The organism is Anaerostipes sp. PC18, assembly GCF_039789045.1.
GTDB classification, from domain to species: domain Bacteria; phylum Bacillota; class Clostridia; order Lachnospirales; family Lachnospiraceae; genus Anaerostipes; species Anaerostipes hominis.
In genome coordinates this window covers 1,440,166-1,457,616 of the sequence record NZ_CP121164.1, presented here as the reverse complement: position 1 = coordinate 1,457,616, position 17,451 = coordinate 1,440,166, and the positions used below count along the sequence as shown (strand labels likewise).

The 17,451-nt window shown below is 45.8% G+C and carries 20 protein-coding genes and 2 pseudogenes; 3 read left to right on the top strand and 19 right to left on the bottom strand.

All coding sequences use genetic code 11. From position 1 onward, the window contains the following. Position 1: 1 nt before the first annotated feature. From P8F77_RS07900 to mtaB, 4 genes are all read right to left on the bottom strand, one after another. Positions 2–268, bottom strand: a complete 267-nt coding sequence (locus P8F77_RS07900; protein WP_024727833.1) for a DUF1292 domain-containing protein — start codon at positions 266–268, stop codon at positions 2–4. Positions 269–284: 16 nt separating this feature from the next. Further along, positions 285–701 (bottom strand): Holliday junction resolvase RuvX, encoded by a 417-nt coding sequence (gene ruvX, locus P8F77_RS07895; protein WP_024727834.1) that lies wholly within the window; start codon positions 699–701, stop codon positions 285–287. A 5-nt stretch (positions 702–706) separates the two neighbouring features. Further along, on the bottom strand, positions 707–961 hold the full coding sequence (locus P8F77_RS07890; RefSeq protein ID WP_024727835.1) for an IreB family regulatory phosphoprotein: 255 nt from the start codon (positions 959–961) through the stop codon (positions 707–709). Between the two features lie 68 nt (positions 962–1,029). Beyond that, complete coding sequence (mtaB, locus tag P8F77_RS07885; RefSeq protein WP_024727836.1) at positions 1,030–2,349, bottom strand: tRNA (N(6)-L-threonylcarbamoyladenosine(37)-C(2))-methylthiotransferase MtaB; 1,320 nt, start codon at positions 2,347–2,349, stop codon at positions 1,030–1,032. Between the two features lie 77 nt (positions 2,350–2,426). On the opposite strand from mtaB, the gene P8F77_RS07880 reads away from it, so the two are divergent. Beyond that, positions 2,427–2,669, top strand: coding sequence for a hypothetical protein (locus P8F77_RS07880; RefSeq protein WP_024727837.1), 243 nt, complete (start codon positions 2,427–2,429; stop codon positions 2,667–2,669). 8 nt (positions 2,670–2,677) lie between these two features. Here P8F77_RS07880 and thiI read toward each other — a convergent pair whose 3' ends face one another. From thiI to P8F77_RS07850, 6 genes are all read right to left on the bottom strand, one after another. Beyond that, positions 2,678–3,856 (bottom strand): tRNA uracil 4-sulfurtransferase ThiI, encoded by a 1,179-nt coding sequence (thiI, locus tag P8F77_RS07875; RefSeq protein WP_024727838.1) that lies wholly within the window; start codon positions 3,854–3,856, stop codon positions 2,678–2,680. A gap of 12 nt (positions 3,857–3,868) precedes the next feature. Next, a complete protein-coding gene (locus P8F77_RS07870) occupies positions 3,869–5,011 on the bottom strand; it encodes a cysteine desulfurase family protein (RefSeq protein WP_024727839.1) in 1,143 nt (380 codons plus the stop codon). A gap of 1 nt (position 5,012) precedes the next feature. Further along, positions 5,013–5,753, bottom strand: a complete 741-nt coding sequence (locus P8F77_RS07865) for a 16S rRNA (uracil(1498)-N(3))-methyltransferase (RefSeq protein WP_024727840.1) — start codon at positions 5,751–5,753, stop codon at positions 5,013–5,015. Next, on the bottom strand, positions 5,753–6,718 hold the full coding sequence (gene prmA, locus P8F77_RS07860) for a 50S ribosomal protein L11 methyltransferase (protein ID WP_024727841.1): 966 nt from the start codon (positions 6,716–6,718) through the stop codon (positions 5,753–5,755). Before prmA ends, P8F77_RS07865 begins: the two co-directional genes overlap by 1 nt. A gap of 69 nt (positions 6,719–6,787) precedes the next feature. Continuing rightward, positions 6,788–7,438 carry an HAD hydrolase-like protein gene (locus P8F77_RS07855; RefSeq protein ID WP_024727842.1) on the bottom strand — a complete coding sequence of 217 codons (651 nt, stop codon included), beginning with the start codon at positions 7,436–7,438 and terminating at the stop codon, positions 6,788–6,790. A gap of 24 nt (positions 7,439–7,462) precedes the next feature. Next, on the bottom strand, positions 7,463–8,341 hold the full coding sequence (locus P8F77_RS07850) for a cation:proton antiporter (protein WP_268876110.1): 879 nt from the start codon (positions 8,339–8,341) through the stop codon (positions 7,463–7,465). A 2-nt stretch (positions 8,342–8,343) separates the two neighbouring features. Here P8F77_RS07850 and P8F77_RS07845 point away from each other — a divergent pair, with 2 nt between their 5' ends. Then, positions 8,344–8,733 carry a hypothetical protein gene (locus tag P8F77_RS07845; protein WP_155854019.1) on the top strand — a complete coding sequence of 130 codons (390 nt, stop codon included), beginning with the start codon at positions 8,344–8,346 and terminating at the stop codon, positions 8,731–8,733. On the opposite strand, the gene P8F77_RS07840 is transcribed toward P8F77_RS07845, so the two are convergent. The 5 genes and pseudogenes from P8F77_RS07840 to P8F77_RS07820 all read right to left on the bottom strand — a co-directional run. Further along, a complete protein-coding gene (locus tag P8F77_RS07840; RefSeq protein WP_024727844.1) occupies positions 8,706–9,575 on the bottom strand; it encodes an AraC family transcriptional regulator in 870 nt (289 codons plus the stop codon). The two genes, P8F77_RS07845 and P8F77_RS07840, sit on opposite strands and share 28 nt — an antisense overlap. Before the next feature lie 76 nt (positions 9,576–9,651). Beyond that, on the bottom strand, positions 9,652–9,873 hold the full coding sequence (locus P8F77_RS07835) for a histidine phosphatase family protein (RefSeq protein ID WP_287517966.1): 222 nt from the start codon (positions 9,871–9,873) through the stop codon (positions 9,652–9,654). 7 nt (positions 9,874–9,880) lie between these two features. Next, positions 9,881–10,342, bottom strand: coding sequence for a histidine phosphatase family protein (locus P8F77_RS07830; protein WP_268876106.1), 462 nt, complete (start codon positions 10,340–10,342; stop codon positions 9,881–9,883). Between the two features lie 67 nt (positions 10,343–10,409). Continuing rightward, positions 10,410–11,019: pseudogene (locus P8F77_RS07825) on the bottom strand (hypothetical protein). Between the two features lie 17 nt (positions 11,020–11,036). After that, positions 11,037–11,309: pseudogene (locus tag P8F77_RS07820) on the bottom strand (hypothetical protein); the annotation flags it as partial. A gap of 482 nt (positions 11,310–11,791) precedes the next feature. On the opposite strand from P8F77_RS07820, the gene P8F77_RS07815 reads away from it, so the two are divergent. After that, on the top strand, positions 11,792–12,610 hold the full coding sequence (locus tag P8F77_RS07815) for a Cof-type HAD-IIB family hydrolase (protein WP_024727848.1): 819 nt from the start codon (positions 11,792–11,794) through the stop codon (positions 12,608–12,610). An 89-nt stretch (positions 12,611–12,699) separates the two neighbouring features. Here the strand turns inward: P8F77_RS07815 and dnaJ are convergent, their stop codons facing one another. The 4 genes from dnaJ to hrcA all read right to left on the bottom strand — a co-directional run bounded on the left by dnaJ (position 12,700) and on the right by hrcA (position 17,423). Beyond that, positions 12,700–13,848: a molecular chaperone DnaJ gene (dnaJ, locus tag P8F77_RS07810; RefSeq protein ID WP_024727849.1), complete on the bottom strand. Its 1,149-nt coding sequence runs from the start codon at positions 13,846–13,848 to the stop codon at positions 12,700–12,702. A gap of 22 nt (positions 13,849–13,870) precedes the next feature. Further along, entirely contained in the window at positions 13,871–15,730 is a 1,860-nt protein-coding gene (dnaK, locus tag P8F77_RS07805) for a molecular chaperone DnaK (protein WP_024727850.1), read from the bottom strand. A gap of 73 nt (positions 15,731–15,803) precedes the next feature. After that, on the bottom strand, positions 15,804–16,379 hold the full coding sequence (gene grpE, locus P8F77_RS07800; protein WP_024727851.1) for a nucleotide exchange factor GrpE: 576 nt from the start codon (positions 16,377–16,379) through the stop codon (positions 15,804–15,806). Between the two features lie 15 nt (positions 16,380–16,394). Further along, positions 16,395–17,423, bottom strand: a complete 1,029-nt coding sequence (hrcA, locus tag P8F77_RS07795; protein WP_024727852.1) for a heat-inducible transcriptional repressor HrcA — start codon at positions 17,421–17,423, stop codon at positions 16,395–16,397. Positions 17,424–17,451 lie beyond the last annotated feature (28 nt).

The following is a 17,451-nucleotide window of genomic DNA, read 5'->3' as shown; positions in this document are numbered from 1 at the left end:
TTTATACTGTCAAATCAAAATCCTCGATTAATTCATTGAATATCTTGGATATGATCTCAAGCTCTTCTTCATCTTCTACGATCTCGTAGGAGACATAGTCATCCTCCAGTGAGATTTCTTTCATAATCAAAACTGTCCCGTCTTTATCCACGGAATCCGCAACGAGCAGGTAGTTTGTCCCTGCCAGTGTCGTCTGTTCCAGCACCATAAATTCAATCTCCCGGCCCTGGTCATCTAAAAAGAGAATTCTGCTCTCTTTGTCTTTCATTTTATCAATCCTTTCTTTACAGAGAATCCAGATACCCCTGTAAAATCATCGATGCAGCAACCTGATCAATGACCTTTTTCCGATTTTCCCTCCGGACGCCGCTTTCCATCAATACTTTATTGGACGCAACAGTAGAAAGGCGCTCGTCCCATAAAATCACATCCAGTCCGGTTCTGCGCACTAAACTATCGCGGAAAGCTTCCGTTGCCATTCCGCGTTCTCCGATCGTATTATTCATATTCTTCGGATATCCGAGGACGATCTTTTCAACCTTATATTCGGCCGCGATCTCCTCGATCCTTGCATAAGTCTTTCTTAACTTATTTTCATCTTTTCTCGTAATGGTTTCAAACGGCTGCGCTGTGATCCCCAGCTCATCGCTCAGGGCAACGCCCACTGTCTTTGTCCCATAATCAAGCCCAAGTATTCTCATAATCCCTACTTCAGCCTTGTATCAATATAATTTACAAACAGGGCCTCGATAATCTCGTCCCTCTCTACTTTATTGATCATGCTTCGTGCATTCTTATGGCTGGTAATGTAGGTGGGATCCCCTGACATAATGTAGCCTACCATCTGGTTCACCGGGTTATATCCTTTTTCCTCCAGTGCTTCATAGACATGCTCTAATATTCTGTGCACGTCCAGTTCATCTTTCACCACGGAAAAATGCTGTGTCTGATTCTTATCCATATTCTCACGTCCTTTTTCGTATCTTTTTTTTATTCTAATATATATCCGAAAAAATAGCAATGGATTTTCTACACATTTCCTGCCACATATCCATCACCGCTGATACCGGTGAGTTCAACTTCCACAATCTGATTTTCCAGAGGTTCTTCACTTTCCACCGCCACTTTGACGTATTCTTTTGTGTGTCCCACATAGAAATTTCCGGAGCTGTTTCTTAATTTTTCTTCGATCAGAACTTTTCTTCGTGTCCCGATCTGCCTGCGTTCAAACGCATTTTTATGTTCCTCGTTCATGGCGATCAGGACTGCGCTCCTTCTGGCTTTTTCCTGATCATTTACCTGGTGTTCCATGACGGCGGCCCTGGTGCCTGCTCTTTTTGAATATTTGAAAACATGCATTTCATACAGGTCGATTTCTTCCAGAAACTTTCTCGTTGCCTCGAATTCTTCTTCGGTCTCCCCCGGAAATCCTACGATGATATCCGTTGTCAGTGCGGGATCTTCGTAAGCTTTTCTCAGGATCTCTGCTTTTTCTCTTATCTCGTCCGTCGTATATTTCCGGTTCATCCGTTTCAGGGTAGCATCGCATCCGCTCTGAAGGGACAGATGAAAATGTGGACAGAACTGCTCTATATTTTTAAGCCTTTTTACAAAATCTTCTGTGATGATCCCCGGTTCCAGAGAACCTAAACGGATTCGATCCACTCCCTCGATCTTTCCTATTTCTTCGAGCAGATCAATCAGTCCTTTGTCCCCGTCAAGATCCGTCCCGTAGGAACACACATGAATCCCTGTGATGACAAATTCCCTGCATCCATTTTCTGCAAGGCCTCTGATCTCAGAGAGGACATCTTTCGTATCCCGGCTCCGGACTCTTCCTCTGGCATAGGGAATAATACAGTAAGAGCAGAACTGGTTGCATCCGTCCTGAACCTTGATATACGCTCTCGTGTGTTCATTTAAATGTCTCACATGCAGCGCTTCGTATTCGCTTCCCGAGGACAAATCCAAAACCTCAGCGTCCCGGCGGTGGCCTTCCAGGTAATTTTCGAGGATCGGGATCAAATCTTTCTTTTTATTATTCCCAATAATCAGATCGATCAGCGGATCTTTTTTCAATTCATCCTTCCCCACCTGGGCATAGCATCCCACGGCGGCCACCACGGTATCCGGATTCAGCTTCTTTGCCCGGTGCAGCATCTGCCTGGACTTCCGCTCTGCTATATTCGTCACAGAACATGTATTGACGATATAAATATCCGCACCCTCTTTGGGGCTGACGATCTCAGCCCCTGCATCCGTGAGCATGTCAAACATAGCATCGGATTCATATTGATTGACCTTGCATCCCAAAGTCACGACTGCGGCTTTCACATTATTTAAACTCATGGAGTGTTTCTTTTCCTTTCGTTGTTATTGACAATTCAAATGTTAGCTTGTACACTATCGTCATTGGAGGATGAATCATGTGCGAAGTACAATTAATGCTGAATTCCATAAAAAAGGTCAACGACTTTATCAATATTATCAAAGAATATGACGGCGGCTTTTACATAATCTTGGGTTCCTACCTTTTGGACGCCGCAAGTGTCATGGACCTGTTCAGCCTAAACTTAAATGAACCAATTCTTCTGGCCTTTCAGATTCCCGAAAAAAGGGATGAGATTCTTCAAAGGCTGGAACCCTTTCTCTGTTCTTCCCCTCAGTAACCCATTCTTTATTTTACAACGATCACTTCTGTAGTTTCGATCGCTTTTTCCATCAGTTCATCTATGACATCAGAAAGATTTTCTTCTGATTTCTCAATTTTCTTTAAGTTTCCTTTGGTCACAGGATGTTTTGCCACAAAGATCGTACAGCAGTCCTCAAACGGCTGGATTGAAGTCTCAAAGGTGTCAATCCTCTCTGCGATATTTACGATTTCCTGTTTGTCCATTCCGATCAGCGGACGGAACACAGGCATATGACACACGTCGTTTGTGATCGCCAGGTTATGGATTGTCTGGCTGGCAACCTGACCGATACTCTCGCCGGTGATCAGCGCCAGTGCGTCATTTTCCTTTGCAAAGTGTTCTGCGATCTTCATCATATAACGGCGCATGATAATCGTAAGCTGGTCATGCGGACATTTCTCGTAGATAGCAAGCTGGATATCCGTAAAGTTTACCACATGAAGATGGATCGGCCCTGCATACTTTGAAACGATCTTTGCCAAATCCACGACCTTCTGTTTTGCCCGCTCGCTCGTATACGGAGGTGCATGGAAGTAAGTCGCATCAATGCGCACCCCTCTTTTGGCAATCATGTATCCTGCCACAGGACTGTCGATCCCCCCTGATAAAAGCAGCATGGCTTTTCCGTTTGTTCCCACCGGCATGCCTCCCGGTCCGGGGATCTCCACAGAATAAATATAGATCTGCTGTCTAACCTCAATGTTTACGAGTACGTCCGGACAGTGCACATCTACCTTTAAGTCCGGCCACGCATCCAAAAGCTTTTCTCCCACCAGACAGTTGATGTCCATAGAATTCATCGGAAATTCCTTATCTCCCCGTCTTGCATTGACCTTAAAGGTGAAATCTTTCTTTCCATACTGGCTGTCGATGTAACGTACTGCAGCATCCGTCAGATGTTCCACATCCTTTGTATGCTCGATCACCATCGGACAAATGCCCGTGATCCCGAAGACAGTCTTTAACGCTTCCACGGCTTCCTCATAGTCAAAATCCTCCTGTCCTTCCACAAAGACGCGCCCGGACTCTTTTCTCACTTTAAATTCTCCCACCGGCTTCATGGCATACTTGATCTGTCTGACCAGTGCATCCTCAAACATGTAGCGGTTTTTTCCTTTAATGCCGATCTCGGCATATTTTATTAAAAAAGCTTGTACTTTCATCTTTTCTCCTTCTTATCTTCTTACGAATTTCCTCAGCATCGGAACTAATTCCTCCAGCGCCGCTATGACCTGATCCACTTCTTCCTTTGTGTTATAGACAGAAAAGCTGAACCTTAGTGTCCCGTCCCGGTACTCAGGGCTGAGTCCGATGGCTGACAGAGTACCGCTTACATGCGGGCGGTTGGAAGAACATGCCGATCCGGAAGAAACATAGATTTCCCGGTCTTCAAGTGCGTGCAGCAGCACCTCACTTCTGATGTTTTTAAAACTGATGCTTGCCACGTGGGGCGCATCACCGGAATTGTCTTTAATCTCGGGAATCTCCGTGATCCGGCTTCTGAAATACTCTCTGACTTCTCCGATCTTCTGCGCATTTTCTTTCAGATGCCCTGCCATGATCCCGCAGGCCTCTGAAAGTCCCGCAATCCCTGGAACATTTTCGGTACCCGAACGCATTCCTTTCTGCTGTCCTCCGCCTAAGATCATCGGCTGTATTTTTGTCTTCTCTTTCACATACAAAAAGCCGACACCTTTTGGACCATGGATTTTGTGGCCGCTCATGGACATCAGATCAATTCCTGCCTTTTTCGGTATCACCGGAACTTTTCCGTATCCCTGGATTGCGTCTACGTGGAAGACTGTCTCCGGATTTTTCTTCTCTATGATGCTTCCAATCTCTTCTATGGGTTCCACCGCGCCGATCTCATTGTTGATCAGCATACAGGAGACAAGGATCGTATCCTCTCTGATACTGTCTTCAAGCTGTTTTAAATCGACAATCCCTTTTTCATCCACGTTCAGATAGGTGACTTCAAATCCTTCATTTTCTAAAAAGAACATCGGTTCATACACAGAGGCATGTTCAATCTTCGTGGTGATGATGTGTTTTCCCCGCCTTTTGTTGGCCATCGCTGTTCCAAGGATCGCAAAATTATTGGACTCCGTGCCTCCGGATGTAAAAATGATCTCTTTTTCCTTTGCCTTCAGCGTCCCTGCGATGATCTGCCGGGCCTTTTTCACAATATTTTCCGCCTCGATCCCTTTTGTATGCTTGGCAGAGGGATTTCCATAGGATACTTCCATCGCCTCATTCATGACCTTCAGAACTTCCGGAAATACTTTTGTCGTTGCCGCATTATCTAAATATACCACCATGTTATTCCTCCAACTCAAACATTAAAACCGACAGCATGGCCATGCCGGCGGTTTCCGTTCTTAAAATTCTTCTGCCGAGGCTTAAAACCCTGCCTCCCGCTTCCTTCAGGCGTTCGATCTCCGAAGGTTCAAATCCTCCCTCCGGTCCGATAAAAATACCGATCGAATCCTTGCCTTTTGTCTTCCTGATCAGCTTTCTTGAGTATTCCATGCCCTCAGCCGCTTCATACGGCACGAGGAGCACAGATAAACCTTCCGCTCTTTTTACGGCTTCCTCAAACGTGAGCACCCGGCTGACTTCCGGGATCACGCCTCTCTTTGACTGTTTTGCCGCACCAAGTGCTATGGCATTCCACCGTTCCAGCTTCTTTTTCGCCTTTTTGTCATCCAGCTTCACAACGCAGCGCTTCATTTTTACCGGCACGATCTCACTGGCTCCAAGTTCTACCGCCTTTTGAATGACCAGCTCCATCTTGTCCCCTTTGGGCAGGCCCTGAAATAGGATGATTCTTTCACAAAGTTCCGACTCCACCCCGTGGATATCAAGGATTCTGGCCGAAATCCCGCGGTTTCCTTCCAGATCTTCCAGCTCACACTCATATTCCAGTCCCCGGCGGTTGGAGAGCAGCACATGCTCTCCCTTTTTCATCCTGAGCACATTTTTTATATGATTGACGTCTTCCCCTGCAATCCTGATCAGGTTTCCGTCCACCTGGCTTTCTTCTATAAAAAAACGATACATTATTCTTTCCTTTTCTTCGCTGTGACTGAGACCCACTCTTTGAGCTTTCTTGTTTTTACCGCCTCAAAACCATATCTCTCCAGCTTATCGAGCACTTCCTGTTCCTTCGTATCGATAATACCGGAGATTACGAATGCACCGTCTTCCTTCAGGAACAAATCTGCGATCTCAATCAGCGGAAGTATCACATCTGCCAGTATATTGGCGGCTACCAGATCATACCGGTGCTCTCCCAAAGACCGTGCAAAGTCCATATCATCCAGTACATTCCCGCCGTATACTTCATACTGGTCCCTGTCAATATGGTTCACTTCCATATTTTCTTCTGCCGCTGTTACGGCTCTCGGATCAATATCTGTCATGACCGTTTTCCCGGCTCCCAATTTCAGGGCAATGACAGAAAGGATGCCGCTTCCGCAGCCCACATCCAGCATAACGGTATCCGGACGGATTTCCTCTTTCAGCCCTGCTATGCAAAGTCTGGTCGTTTCATGGGAACCTGTACCAAAGGCAGTGCCGGGATCTATTTCTATCACCACATCTCCCTCTCTTTGATCAGGAAGCTCCTCCCAGGTAGGCTTGATAATGATCGTATCATCCAGTCTCAGCGGCTTGAAAAACTGTTTCCAGTTGTTAATCCAGTCTTCTTCCTTCGTAAAGCCATATTCGATCGTGCCGTCTCCGATGTCCATGAAACTCTTTACCCTGTTGAGCATCTCCTCAATTCTGATGGTCACGTCTTCCAGATTTTCGGATTCATCAAAGTAACAGTGGAGCAGGGCCCTGCCGTCATCCGGTTCCTGGTGGTCCGGCAATACCTCGATGAACATCTCCCGAATCTCTTCTTCCGTCAGAGGCACCCGGTCCTCCACTTCCACGCCGCACGCCCCAAGTTCTGTTAGTTCATAACTCAGCATATCCTCCGCTCCTGTCACGGTGCTGATCGTAATCCTGTTCCATCCCATGAAATCTGCTCCTTTAAACTTCTTATCCGTTTCACTATACCAGTTAATTAGTGTATCACAGAAACAGGCTCAGAACAAGAAGTCGCGCATGGTTTTTGTAACTCCGGGGTACTTTCTTAATTCTTCCTCCTTTTCCTTTGGACAAATCACTGCGATATCCCTGCACCCCGCTTCATAGGCACTTCTGATCCCTGACAGGGAATCTTCATAAATGCGGATACGTGCCATATCCACTCCAATAAGATCCGCCGCCTTTTTAAACATGGCGATTTTATTTTTATAAGTCCCGTCATCGTAGACGATCTCAGACGGCTCAAACCAGCGCTCCAGCCGGAAAGATTCGATAAAAAAATCTATATTTTCTTTGATGGAGGCACTGGCAATGGTAAAAGGAATCTTTTGCGCCTTCAAATAATCGAAATATGTCTCTGCTCCTGGCACCAGATGAAAATGCTCTTTATCCTCTCTGCAGAATTTCCGGTAATATTCTTCCTTCATGCGGGAATATCTGGTCAGTTCCTCCTCACTTGCTTTTCCATCCATCATATATTGAATGTTTACTATGTTCGGAGTTCCGTTCAGCTTTGTGTGCAGCTCTTCATCCGTGATATCTCTTCCCCGCAGTAGTCTGGAAATCTCTCCCCATGCCAGCACATGCTTATCATCATCAAAAAACAGTGTCCCGTTAAAGTCAAAAATTACACCTTCATATGTCTCCATTTTCTATCTCCTATTCGTCTTAAATCACCAGTATGTCGTCTTTGTAAATCTTCGAATTTTTTTGTCTCTCCATGGATGATCTTCCTCAATCGTGATTTCCCTGAGAGAAATCTCATTTGCGGCTTCAAATGACGGAACATTCACCGCGATATCATCGCCGGCCATCATCACTGTATCTCCCTTTGGAATGATGATGTCGTCCTCCCGCCGGATTACCATAGCCAGAGAGCCCTCCGGCAGGGTGACATCCTTAAGCTTCTGATTCTCCCAGTGGTGTCCGGATGAGATATGAAGCTGCATCAGTGACAGACCAAAAACAATATGAAACACATTGCTCTGCATATACACTCCGCCGGCTGAGGCAAAGATTGCAAAAACGATGGACGACGCTCCTCTTAATCCTGCAAATGAGACAAATATCTTTTCACGGAATTTCAGATATCTTTCCGTCAATATAAAAACCATCGCCGGCCTTGCTGCCAGTGTGAGAAACAGAATGATCACAAGAGTTGCCGGAAGTGATGAAGCTATCTGAGACGGATAGGACAGCAGTCCTATGAGAAAGAATGTTGCTATCTGAGCAAGAATGGTTACATTATCGAAAAAGCGGACGACATTGGCCTTGTTTTTCGTCTTTGCATTTCCCATAAGGATGCCTGTCAGATAAACCGACAGAAATCCATTTCCTCCAAGGATTCCAGCCAGAGCATACGAGGTCAGAGCCACTGCCAGTACAAAAACCGCATCAAATCCATCGGTACAAAACTTAAACTTCCGGATAATCTTTGGTCCGGCAATCCCCACTGCCGCGCCAATGCCAACACCCAAAGTAGAAAGTACTGCCGCTCTCCCGGCAGCGGGTCTCGCATGTTCCCAGTTTGTGGAATACCCTCCGTAAAACAGTTGTGGAAAAACTCGGAACAGAAGGTTTAAAGCATCATCTAAAATATGCGGATGTCAATCATAGCCTTCCACTTGAACAAGTAACAATGGAAGTCATTGAGGCTTATCAAATTTCTGCTGGATACTTTGACACAATTACCCACTGTAAATATAAACTTCCCTCTGTCACCTCCATTGGGAGACTATACCAAAGACTTATCTTTAATGTACATCAAGAACATGAGGCATGGGAAGATGTTATAAAGAAAGTATTTTCCTCCTTTATCAGCGATGAAATATCAAATTTTAATTCAAGTATCTTTCCATCAATCTATATAGACATTTTAAAGCCCTGGTCAACTGCCAGGGCTTATTATATGATTCCTTATTTAATTGCAGCCAGTTCTATATAGCCTCTTGTCCCAATCGGTTCCAGCTGAATCCTCGGGTTACTCTCATCCCACTGGCATCCAATGACAGACGGATCGTATTTCTTCATCGCATTCCACACTTCTTCAATGGCCTGACAGTAGTTTTCTTCTTCAAATGGTTCGCTCTGGAACATTAAATACCTGGCAGCCGGCAGTTCTATCACATCAAATCCTTCCGGTACCTCACCGTCATAATCTTTGGATACCTCCACACCCTGGACATATTCTGATGTATCCGGCTCCCGGTAGGCAGGCGGCAGCCAGAGGCAGACAGGTTCTCCCCTGATAGATTTGATACTTAATAAAAGTCCCCATACGTCACATCCTACTTCCTCACAGTATGCAAAATAGTCTGAGGCTTCTTTTCCTCTCTTGATGATCACCTTTCGTTCCGGCTTCTCCATCACTTGAATGAATACATTTCTCAAATTTTCCATGATTGGTCTCCTTTCAATCTCCCTGAATTTCACGCCGTACGGGGTAAAAAGATATAACGGTACAGGATTCATGGCATATTCACGGGGATTGCATCCGAATTCACGCTGAAACGCACGCTGATACCCATCCACACTGTCAAATCCCATCTCAAAAGCCACGTCCGCTATTTTACAGGTACTGTCTCTCAGCTTTAAGGCTGATTTAGACAGACGGAGCCGCCGGATATAATCAGCTGGTGTAGTTCCCGCATACCGTGTAAACAGCCGATAGGAATGCCATGGAGAATACAGCGACACTCTCGCCAAGTCGGCCAGAGTAATATTTTCCGCCAAATGTTCTTCTATGAATTCCTGCATGCGCTGGACTGCCAAAATCTGTTCCCTCATATCTTTCACCTCCTTTATACCTGTCATTATAGATGGATCAAAAGAAAAACTCTCGACTATTTTTGCCTATCTGAATTTACTGTTCCAAATAGGTTGTATCCCCAATACTTTGAACATTAAATCTCCCATCCTTATATATAATTTTAGTGACGCTGGAATTTTCAAGATGTCCGGGTACTTTTTGCTCTGTCATATCAGAGAGCATAGTAATGATCGCCATTCCATGGGAGACAACCAGGACGTTTCCCCCGCCCTTTTTCTCCGTATCCTTTGCAATGTTTCTGAGCGCCTTTTGCATCCGGGTCTTAACATCCCAGATTCCTTGAGACATCCTCCATCATTTTTGAAAATTTCTCACCTTCATAGGTTCCGAAGCAGACTTCTCTGAGACCTTGTTGTTCCCTCAGGGAAAGTTCAGGTTGGCCCAGTCCCTTCAGAATAATTCCTGCGGTCTGCCGGTTTCTTCCCAGGTCGCTGGAATAAGTATAGTCAAACTTGATCCCTCTCTTTTTAAAACCACAGGCCAACTTTTTTGTCACCTTTATTCCTTCGTCAGTTAGCGGAGCATCAGCCCATCCCTGGGCGCGCTTTGCTTCATTCAGCATAGTCTTCCCGTGCCTGACCACATAGATTACTGTATCTTTCCCTGTTTTCTCTGCCGCTTTTTCCTGTCTTTTATCTGGCACCTCTGTCTTTCCGGCGCATCCTCCCATAAGAAAAATACAGAACAATATGATAAAAATCGATATGATTTGTTTCAGCTTCATGGCAGTCCCTCCTCAGTCTTTTTGTTATATCATAACATGTGAACATGAGAAGTTAAACAACACCCGGCTATTCCGTCTCACTCCAGAAAATATCCTCAGCCACCAGACATTCCGGATTCAGTTCTACGCCTTCCAGCATGATTTCCTTAAACTTCTTATAACCGGCCCGGTCGATCAGATGGCCTCCGTGCAGGTACTCCGGCTTATAGTCCATGACCCAGGCAGAAAATTTCTGCCAGTTGCCCAGGACTCCCAAAATCACTTCTTCCGTGGCCCAGTTAAGAAACATCTTTCCGGCTCTCGGAATCTGGCGTCCTGTTCTTCCTCCCAGGATCACCCGGTAAAACTTCGTCGGTTATCATTGATCTTGATATGGTAATGGCTCGGAAAAATGATCGGTTCGATCTTCCTGGCTCCGATGGTCGGATAGCCTGCCTTTGGCTCCCACGGCTCCGGCTCATGGGCCACCGTATCCATGCTGGCCCCGCAGAGAGTTCCGTTCACCTCTTTGATATACCGCTCCAAGCAGGCATTGACTGCCGGGATATTTTCATATTTAATGCCCGGAATATCAAAGGTCTGGCGTGTTCCGAAATGGAAGTTGTCGTCGCCCCAGGTTCTTTGGACTGGCTGAAACAATTCAGCCGTACTTTGCCCACATTGGTATCATGATTCATTGCTGCACACTCCTTCCTTAATCCACCAGATCTCTGGCTGTCATGTAAGGGAATACCGGTCCGTCAAGACAGACATACACTTCATCGATGCGGCAGTGGCCGCACTTTCCGATGGCACAGGACATCTTTCTCTCAAAACTCATCCACAATTTCTCCGGGTCCGCACCGCAGTTTAACAGCTCCAGCCCTGTAAATCTCATCATCGGAGGAGATGACCACCAGATGTTTGCCCGTAAACTTTTGCCGGATTTCTGCCCGGTTTATACTCAATAGTCGGATTTTTCTTTCCAGGCAATCTCTTCAAATTTTTTTCACCTCATCATAGCATATGATATCCGTGTAAGACATTGTCAAGTGAATATTCCATCTTCTTGTCCCTCCATTTCTTATTCCGGTGCTCTGTCTATAAATTTTCAGGTTTCATTACTCTCATTATACTGCCGCACTGTAATTATGAATAATTGTAGTTTATCATCATATGATAATAATTTATTATTTATATATGCAGACATACTTTCTTAATGCTATACTAAACATGTGATGTTAGGGTCAAAATATATTTTGACCCCTGGATACCTACGGATTGTTTCGCATTTTGTGCTTCCACAATCCTAGAAACATTCGAAATCCGCCCTAATCGGGCTACTTTCTCATGTTTTGCGGGTCCCAAAGTCCTGCTTTTTCATGCAAGCATGAAACGCATGACCTTTTGACCTTGGTATCAACATGTACATTTGATAACTTTTTATATACAGAAAGGATTCTGCATCAGATGAAATATAAATTAATTGCCCTGGATTTAGACGGTACCTTAAACACCGATGATAAGACAATCACCCCGAAAACCCGGGATGCCCTCCTTAAAGCACAGCAGCAGGGACTTATCATAGCTCTCTGCTCCGCACGCCCGGTTCCGGGACTTTATAAAGATATGAAAACACTGGAGCTGGAAAAACACCATGGAATACTGATCGCCTATAACGGCGGTAAAATACTGCGGGCCGAGGATAAAGAGATTCTTCACCAGCAGATTTTTCCCCGCGGTCTGGCCATAGAAATTTTAAAACATTTGGAACATTATCCGGTCACCCCGATCATAGACGACGGAGAACGTTTTTATGTAACCGATGAGAACGGATATATGGTCCGGCACGAATGCCGAAACAATCAAATGGAATGTACAGAAGTCCCATCATTGACAGACTGTCTCAATTTTGACCTGGTGAAAATTTTAATGTCTGTACGGCCCGAAGAACTTTGGGATATGCTTCCACAGGTCAGCAAGCCCTTTGAAGATGCTCTGGTCTTCGTAAGAACTGCGCCTTTTTACATAGAAGCCATGCCAAAGGGACTCAATAAGGCTGAGGGACTGCGCCGGACATGTGAACTGCTTCATATCTCCCCTGAGGAAGTCATCTCCTTTGGGGATGCAGAAAACGACCTGGAGATGATCAAATTTTCCGGCCGGGGCGTTGCCATGGGAAATGCCTGCGATGCTCTGAAAGAGGCCGCTGATGAGGTGACTCTGACAAATAACGAAGATGGAATTGCACATAGTCTGGAACGTCTTTTAACTGCTGGTGGCTGCTAATACTCCTTCTGCCTTTATCCACTGTCTGCTGATTATGGGCATGATAAAACAGGATTATGATGAATATAAGAACATCATAATCCTGTTTTTTATTTTTTATGTTTCCCGAAAAATCCTTTATGTTCTTCTTTCTTCGGCACTTCCCCCATGGATTCCTGGAACTTTTTAAGGGCATTCTTCTGCTCTTCGTTCAGATGTTCCGGCACCTGTACAACAAGGGTCACATAGTGGTCGCCCCGGACATTCTTGTTCCGGAGAGTCGGAACACCTTTTCCTTTCAGACGCACACGGGTGTCCGTCTGGGTTCCTGCCTTGATCGTATAGTCATAAGGACCGTCTACCGTATTGATCTTGATGGTTGCGCCCAGAGCTGCCTGGGTAAAGGAAATCGGCTCCGTGGAAATAATATCGTATTCCTGTCTCTGGAATTTCGGATGCCGGTCCACGGAAACAACCACGAGGAGATCTCCCCTCGGTCCTCCGTTTGTTCCGGGCTCCCCTTTTCCGCGGATTCTGATGCTCTGTCCGTTGTTGATGCCGGCCGGCACTGTGACCTCGATCGTCTTTCTCTGGCTCACATAGCCGCTTCCGTGGCAATCCGGACATTTTTCCTTGATGACCTGGCCGGTTCCGTGACAGTCCGGACATGTCTGGACATTTCTCACCGTGCCGAACATAGACTGCTGGGTATATACTACCTGGCCTTTACCGCCGCACTTCGGACATGTCTCCGGATGGGTGCCGGCTTTGGCACCGCTTCCATGACAGGAAGCACACTCCTCTTTCAGAGAAATTTCCAGCTTCTTCGTTGTTCCAAAAACTGCCTCCTCAAAGGTTACATGAATCCTTGCACGCACATGGGCACCCTGAGTCGGAGTATTGGCCGCACGCTGGCTTCTGCCTCCGCCGCCGAACATACCGCCGAAGATATCTCCGAAAATATCTCCCATATCCCCGCCGAAATCAAAACCGCCAAACCCTCCTCCGTTGAATCCTCCGGGTCCGCCCTGCTCAAAGGCAGCATGACCAAACTGGTCATACTGCGCTTTCTTTTCAGGATCACTTAAAACTTCATAGGCCTCGGAAGCTTCTTTAAACTTTGCCTCGGCTACTTTATCTCCCGGGTTCGTATCTGGATGATACTGTTTCGCAAGTTTACGGTAGGCTTTCTTTATTTCTGATTCTGAAGCACTGCGGGATACCCCCAGCACCTCATAGTAATCTCGTTTATCTGCCATAATCGTCTACCTTCTTTTTCTCTTATACTTCTTTGTAATCTCCATCTACGACATCGTCTGCTGCACCTGCTGCTCCGGCAGTGTCTCCTGCAGTATCCTGAGCTCCCTGGGCATTGGCTGCAGCAGCTTCATACATCTTGGTGAATAATCCCTGTGCACTGTTCATGAGCTGATCTTTTTTATTCTTAATATCTTCTACCTGAGCTTCTGTAAGTTCAGCGTCTTTTGTCTGCTCTAACAAGTCTTTCAATGCTTTCAGGTCTTCCTCAACTTTGACTTTCTCTGTTGCATCTACTTTGTCACCTGCTTCTTCCAGGGCTTTTTCTGTCTGGAATACCATAGAATCAGCTTCGTTTCTAGTATCGATCGCTTCTTTTCTCTTCTTATCCTGGTTTTCAAATTCTGCTGCTTCTTTTACTGCCTTTTCGATATCTTCATCAGACATATTGGATCCGCCTGTGATGGTGATGTGCTGTTCTGCACCGGTTCCGAGGTCTTTTGCGGATACTTTTACGATACCGTTGGCATCGATATCAAAGGTTACTTCGATCTGAGGCACACCTCTTCTCGCAGGTGCGATGCCGTCCAGACGGAATCTTCCCAGGGATTTGTTATCTTTTGCAAACTGGCGCTCACCCTGTACGACGTTGATGTCTACGGCTGTCTGATTATCTTCTGCTGTAGAGAAGATCTGGCTCTTCTTTGTCGGGATCGTTGTATTTCTCTCGATCAATCTGGTTGCCACGCCTCCCATAGTCTCGATAGATAAAGACAATGGTGTTACGTCCAGAAGAAGGATGTCGCCTGCACCTGCGTCTCCGGCTAATTTACCTCCCTGAATAGAAGCACCGATGGCAACACATTCATCCGGGTTGATTCCCTTAAACGGCTCTTTGCCTGTGAGCTGTTTTACTTTATCCTGTACAGCAGGGATTCTTGTGGAACCTCCTACAAGGAGAACCTTGCTCAGTTCGGAAGCTGCGATTCCTGCGTCTTTTAATGCTGTGTTGACAGGAGTTGCTGTTCTCTCTACGAGGGACAATGTCAGCTCATCAAACTTCGCTCTTGTAAGATTCATATCAAAATGTTTCGGTCCTTCGTTTGTCGCTGTGATAAACGGAAGATTGATGTTTGTGGTTGTTGCAGAAGAAAGTTCTTTTTTCGCTTTCTCGGCAGCTTCTTTCAGTCTCTGCATTGCCATCTTATCTCCGGATAAGTCAACACCTTCCTGTTTTTTGAACTCGTCTAACATGTAGTTTGTGATCACATTGTCGAAATCATCTCCCCCCAGTTTATTGTCACCGGCTGTTGAGAGAACTTCGATGACGCCGTCTCCGATCTCAATGATGGATACATCGAAGGTACCTCCTCCGAGGTCATAAACCATGATCTTCTGTTCATTTTCATTGTCCAGTCCATAAGATAAAGCCGCTGCGGTAGGCTCGTTAATGATACGTTTTACATCGAGTCCTGCAATCTTACCTGCATCTTTTGTTGCCTGTCTCTGAGCATCGTTAAAGTAAGCCGGTACTGTGATGACAGCTTCTGTTACTTTTTCTCCAAGATAGTTTTCTGCATCCGCTTTCAGCTTCTGAAGTACCATTGCTGAAATTTCCTGCGGTGTATAGTTCTTGTCATCAATCTTTACTTTGTAATCTGTTCCCATGTGGCGTTTGATAGAAGAAATTGTCTTCTCTGCGTTTGTCACTGCCTGGCGTTTTGCAGGTTCTCCGACGATACGCTCATCTGTCTTTGTGAATGCCACGACAGACGGTGTTGTCCTCACACCTTCTGCATTTGTGATAACGGTTGGTTTTCCGCCTTCCATAACTGCTACACAGCTGTTTGTTGTTCCTAAGTCAATACCAATAATTTTACCCATGATAAATTTCCTCCTAAAATAAATCTTTCTATATTTCCAATGCTTTCGCTTGATTTCCTCAAGTGTCTTACATTTAGTTCGCTACTTTTACCATACTGTGCCGAAGTACGCTTTCTTTATACATATATCCTTTTTGAAGCTCTTCGACCACAACATTTTCTCCGGCTTCTTCGTCTTCCACGTGCATCACCGCATTGTGGAGATTGGCGTCAAACTCTTTTCCCTCGGCATCCATGGCCTTCACTCCCAATTCATCGAGAGTTCCCATAAGCTGCTTATAAATCTGTTCGATGCCCTGAACAAACGGAGAATCTTTTTCTTCTTCCGCCACGGCTGAAAGCCCCCGCTCAAAATTATCAACGACCGGAAGAAGTTTTTCTAAAACTCCCATGGCTCCCATGTCATATCTCTGAACAAACTCTTTGGCCGTCCTCTTTCTGACATTTTCAAACTCTGCCATAAGGCGCTGATACTTATCGGTCAGCTCTTCGATCTGCTGGTCTTTCTCTTTTACCAGATCGTCTGCCTTCTGCTTTTTCGATGCTTTCTTGTCTGCCTTCTTTGTATCTTTTGCTTTTTCTGTTTCTTTCTCTTCTGTCACTGTATTTTCTTTCATTTCCTCTTCCTGAACTTTTTTCTCTTCTTCCATAATGCACCTTCCCTCCTATGTTTTTTTCTTGAACAGATCGTTGATCTCATCCGTCAGATTCTGGAGTGTCTTCACAACCCTCTTGTAATCCATCCGTTTCGGACCAATGATCCCGATCGTTCCGGTTCCGCCTTCCTCCAGTTCATAAGTGGCTGTCACGATGCTGCAGTCGCTCATGTTCTTGACCGGAGCTTCATCTCCGATATAAACCTGGATTCCGTGGTGGTCATCACTTTCCAATGTGTCGCCCACCAGCTTGTTCAGCGCCTTCTTTTCCACTAAAGCATCCAACAGCTCAGTAGCTGTCTCCGGCGAGCCAAGCTCAGGATACTTCAAGATATTGGAAGCACCTCCCGTATAGATCTCCAGCTGATCCGCGTTGTGGATAACGACTGCGATCTCCTCCAGAATCCTTTCCAGGATCTGGCTGTGGATTCCGGCCTGATCCTTCATCGTCTGGATCAGCTCCAGGTTGATTTCCTTCAGGGTCAGCCCCTGGAGAAAGGAGTTTAATAATACGTTCAGTTTCAGGACTTCGTCATTTGCCAGTGGTTTTTCCACGTCGATGATCTGGTTCTTTACGACATTGCCGTCTGCCACGATGACCGCCAGCAGACTGTACTCATCCACCTGGGAAAGCTGCACAAACTTGAGCTTTGTATTTTTGTACTGAGGGGCAGATACCATCGTCGCATAATTCGTACTGGATGCCAGGACATTGGCAACCTGCTTCAGCATCACTTCCATCTTGTCAACTTTCTTGACAAGCTCCAGCCGTTCTTCTTCGTCCGACTCTCTGTCCTGCATCAGCTGGTCCACATAAAAACGATATCCCAGATCCGAAGGTATCCGCCCGGCCGACGTGTGCGGCTGCAGAATGAAACCCAGATCCTCAAGATCCGCCATCTCATTGCGGATCGTAGCGGAACTTAAGTTCAGTCCCTCCATCTTGGAAATCGTCCTGGAACCAACAGGTTCCCCGGTCTCCAGATAATTTGCTATAATCGCTTTTAGTATTAGTCTTTTACGATCATTTAAATCCATGGTATCTTTCCTTTCATTATTAGCACTC

Excerpts from the sequence above, each read along its gene's own strand:
- P8F77_RS07900 (WP_024727833.1), bottom strand. The coding sequence starts at position 268 with ATGAAAGACAAAGAGAGCAGAATTCTCTTTTTAGATGACCAGGGCCGG.
- ruvX (WP_024727834.1), bottom strand. The coding sequence starts at position 701 with ATGAGAATACTTGGGCTTGATTATGGGACAAAGACAGTGGGCGTTGCC.
- P8F77_RS07890 (WP_024727835.1), bottom strand. The coding sequence starts at position 961 with ATGGATAAGAATCAGACACAGCATTTTTCCGTGGTGAAAGATGAACTG.
- mtaB (WP_024727836.1), bottom strand. The coding sequence starts at position 2,349 with ATGAGTTTAAATAATGTGAAAGCCGCAGTCGTGACTTTGGGATGCAAG.
- P8F77_RS07880 (WP_024727837.1), top strand. The coding sequence starts at position 2,427 with ATGTGCGAAGTACAATTAATGCTGAATTCCATAAAAAAGGTCAACGAC.
- thiI (WP_024727838.1), bottom strand. The coding sequence starts at position 3,856 with ATGAAAGTACAAGCTTTTTTAATAAAATATGCCGAGATCGGCATTAAA.
- P8F77_RS07870 (WP_024727839.1), bottom strand. The coding sequence starts at position 5,011 with ATGGTGGTATATTTAGATAATGCGGCAACGACAAAAGTATTTCCGGAA.
- P8F77_RS07865 (WP_024727840.1), bottom strand. The coding sequence starts at position 5,753 with ATGTATCGTTTTTTTATAGAAGAAAGCCAGGTGGACGGAAACCTGATC.
- prmA (WP_024727841.1), bottom strand. The coding sequence starts at position 6,718 with ATGGGATGGAACAGGATTACGATCAGCACCGTGACAGGAGCGGAGGAT.
- P8F77_RS07855 (WP_024727842.1), bottom strand. The coding sequence starts at position 7,438 with ATGGAGACATATGAAGGTGTAATTTTTGACTTTAACGGGACACTGTTT.
- P8F77_RS07840 (WP_024727844.1), bottom strand. The coding sequence starts at position 9,575 with ATGAGGGAACAGATTTTGGCAGTCCAGCGCATGCAGGAATTCATAGAA.
- P8F77_RS07835 (WP_287517966.1), bottom strand. The coding sequence starts at position 9,873 with ATGCAAAAGGCGCTCAGAAACATTGCAAAGGATACGGAGAAAAAGGGC.
- P8F77_RS07830 (WP_268876106.1), bottom strand. The coding sequence starts at position 10,342 with ATGAAGCTGAAACAAATCATATCGATTTTTATCATATTGTTCTGTATT.
- P8F77_RS07815 (WP_024727848.1), top strand. The coding sequence starts at position 11,792 with ATGAAATATAAATTAATTGCCCTGGATTTAGACGGTACCTTAAACACC.
- dnaJ (WP_024727849.1), bottom strand. The coding sequence starts at position 13,848 with ATGGCAGATAAACGAGATTACTATGAGGTGCTGGGGGTATCCCGCAGT.
- dnaK (WP_024727850.1), bottom strand. The coding sequence starts at position 15,730 with ATGGGTAAAATTATTGGTATTGACTTAGGAACAACAAACAGCTGTGTA.
- grpE (WP_024727851.1), bottom strand. The coding sequence starts at position 16,379 with ATGGAAGAAGAGAAAAAAGTTCAGGAAGAGGAAATGAAAGAAAATACA.
- hrcA (WP_024727852.1), bottom strand. The coding sequence starts at position 17,423 with ATGGATTTAAATGATCGTAAAAGACTAATACTAAAAGCGATTATAGCA.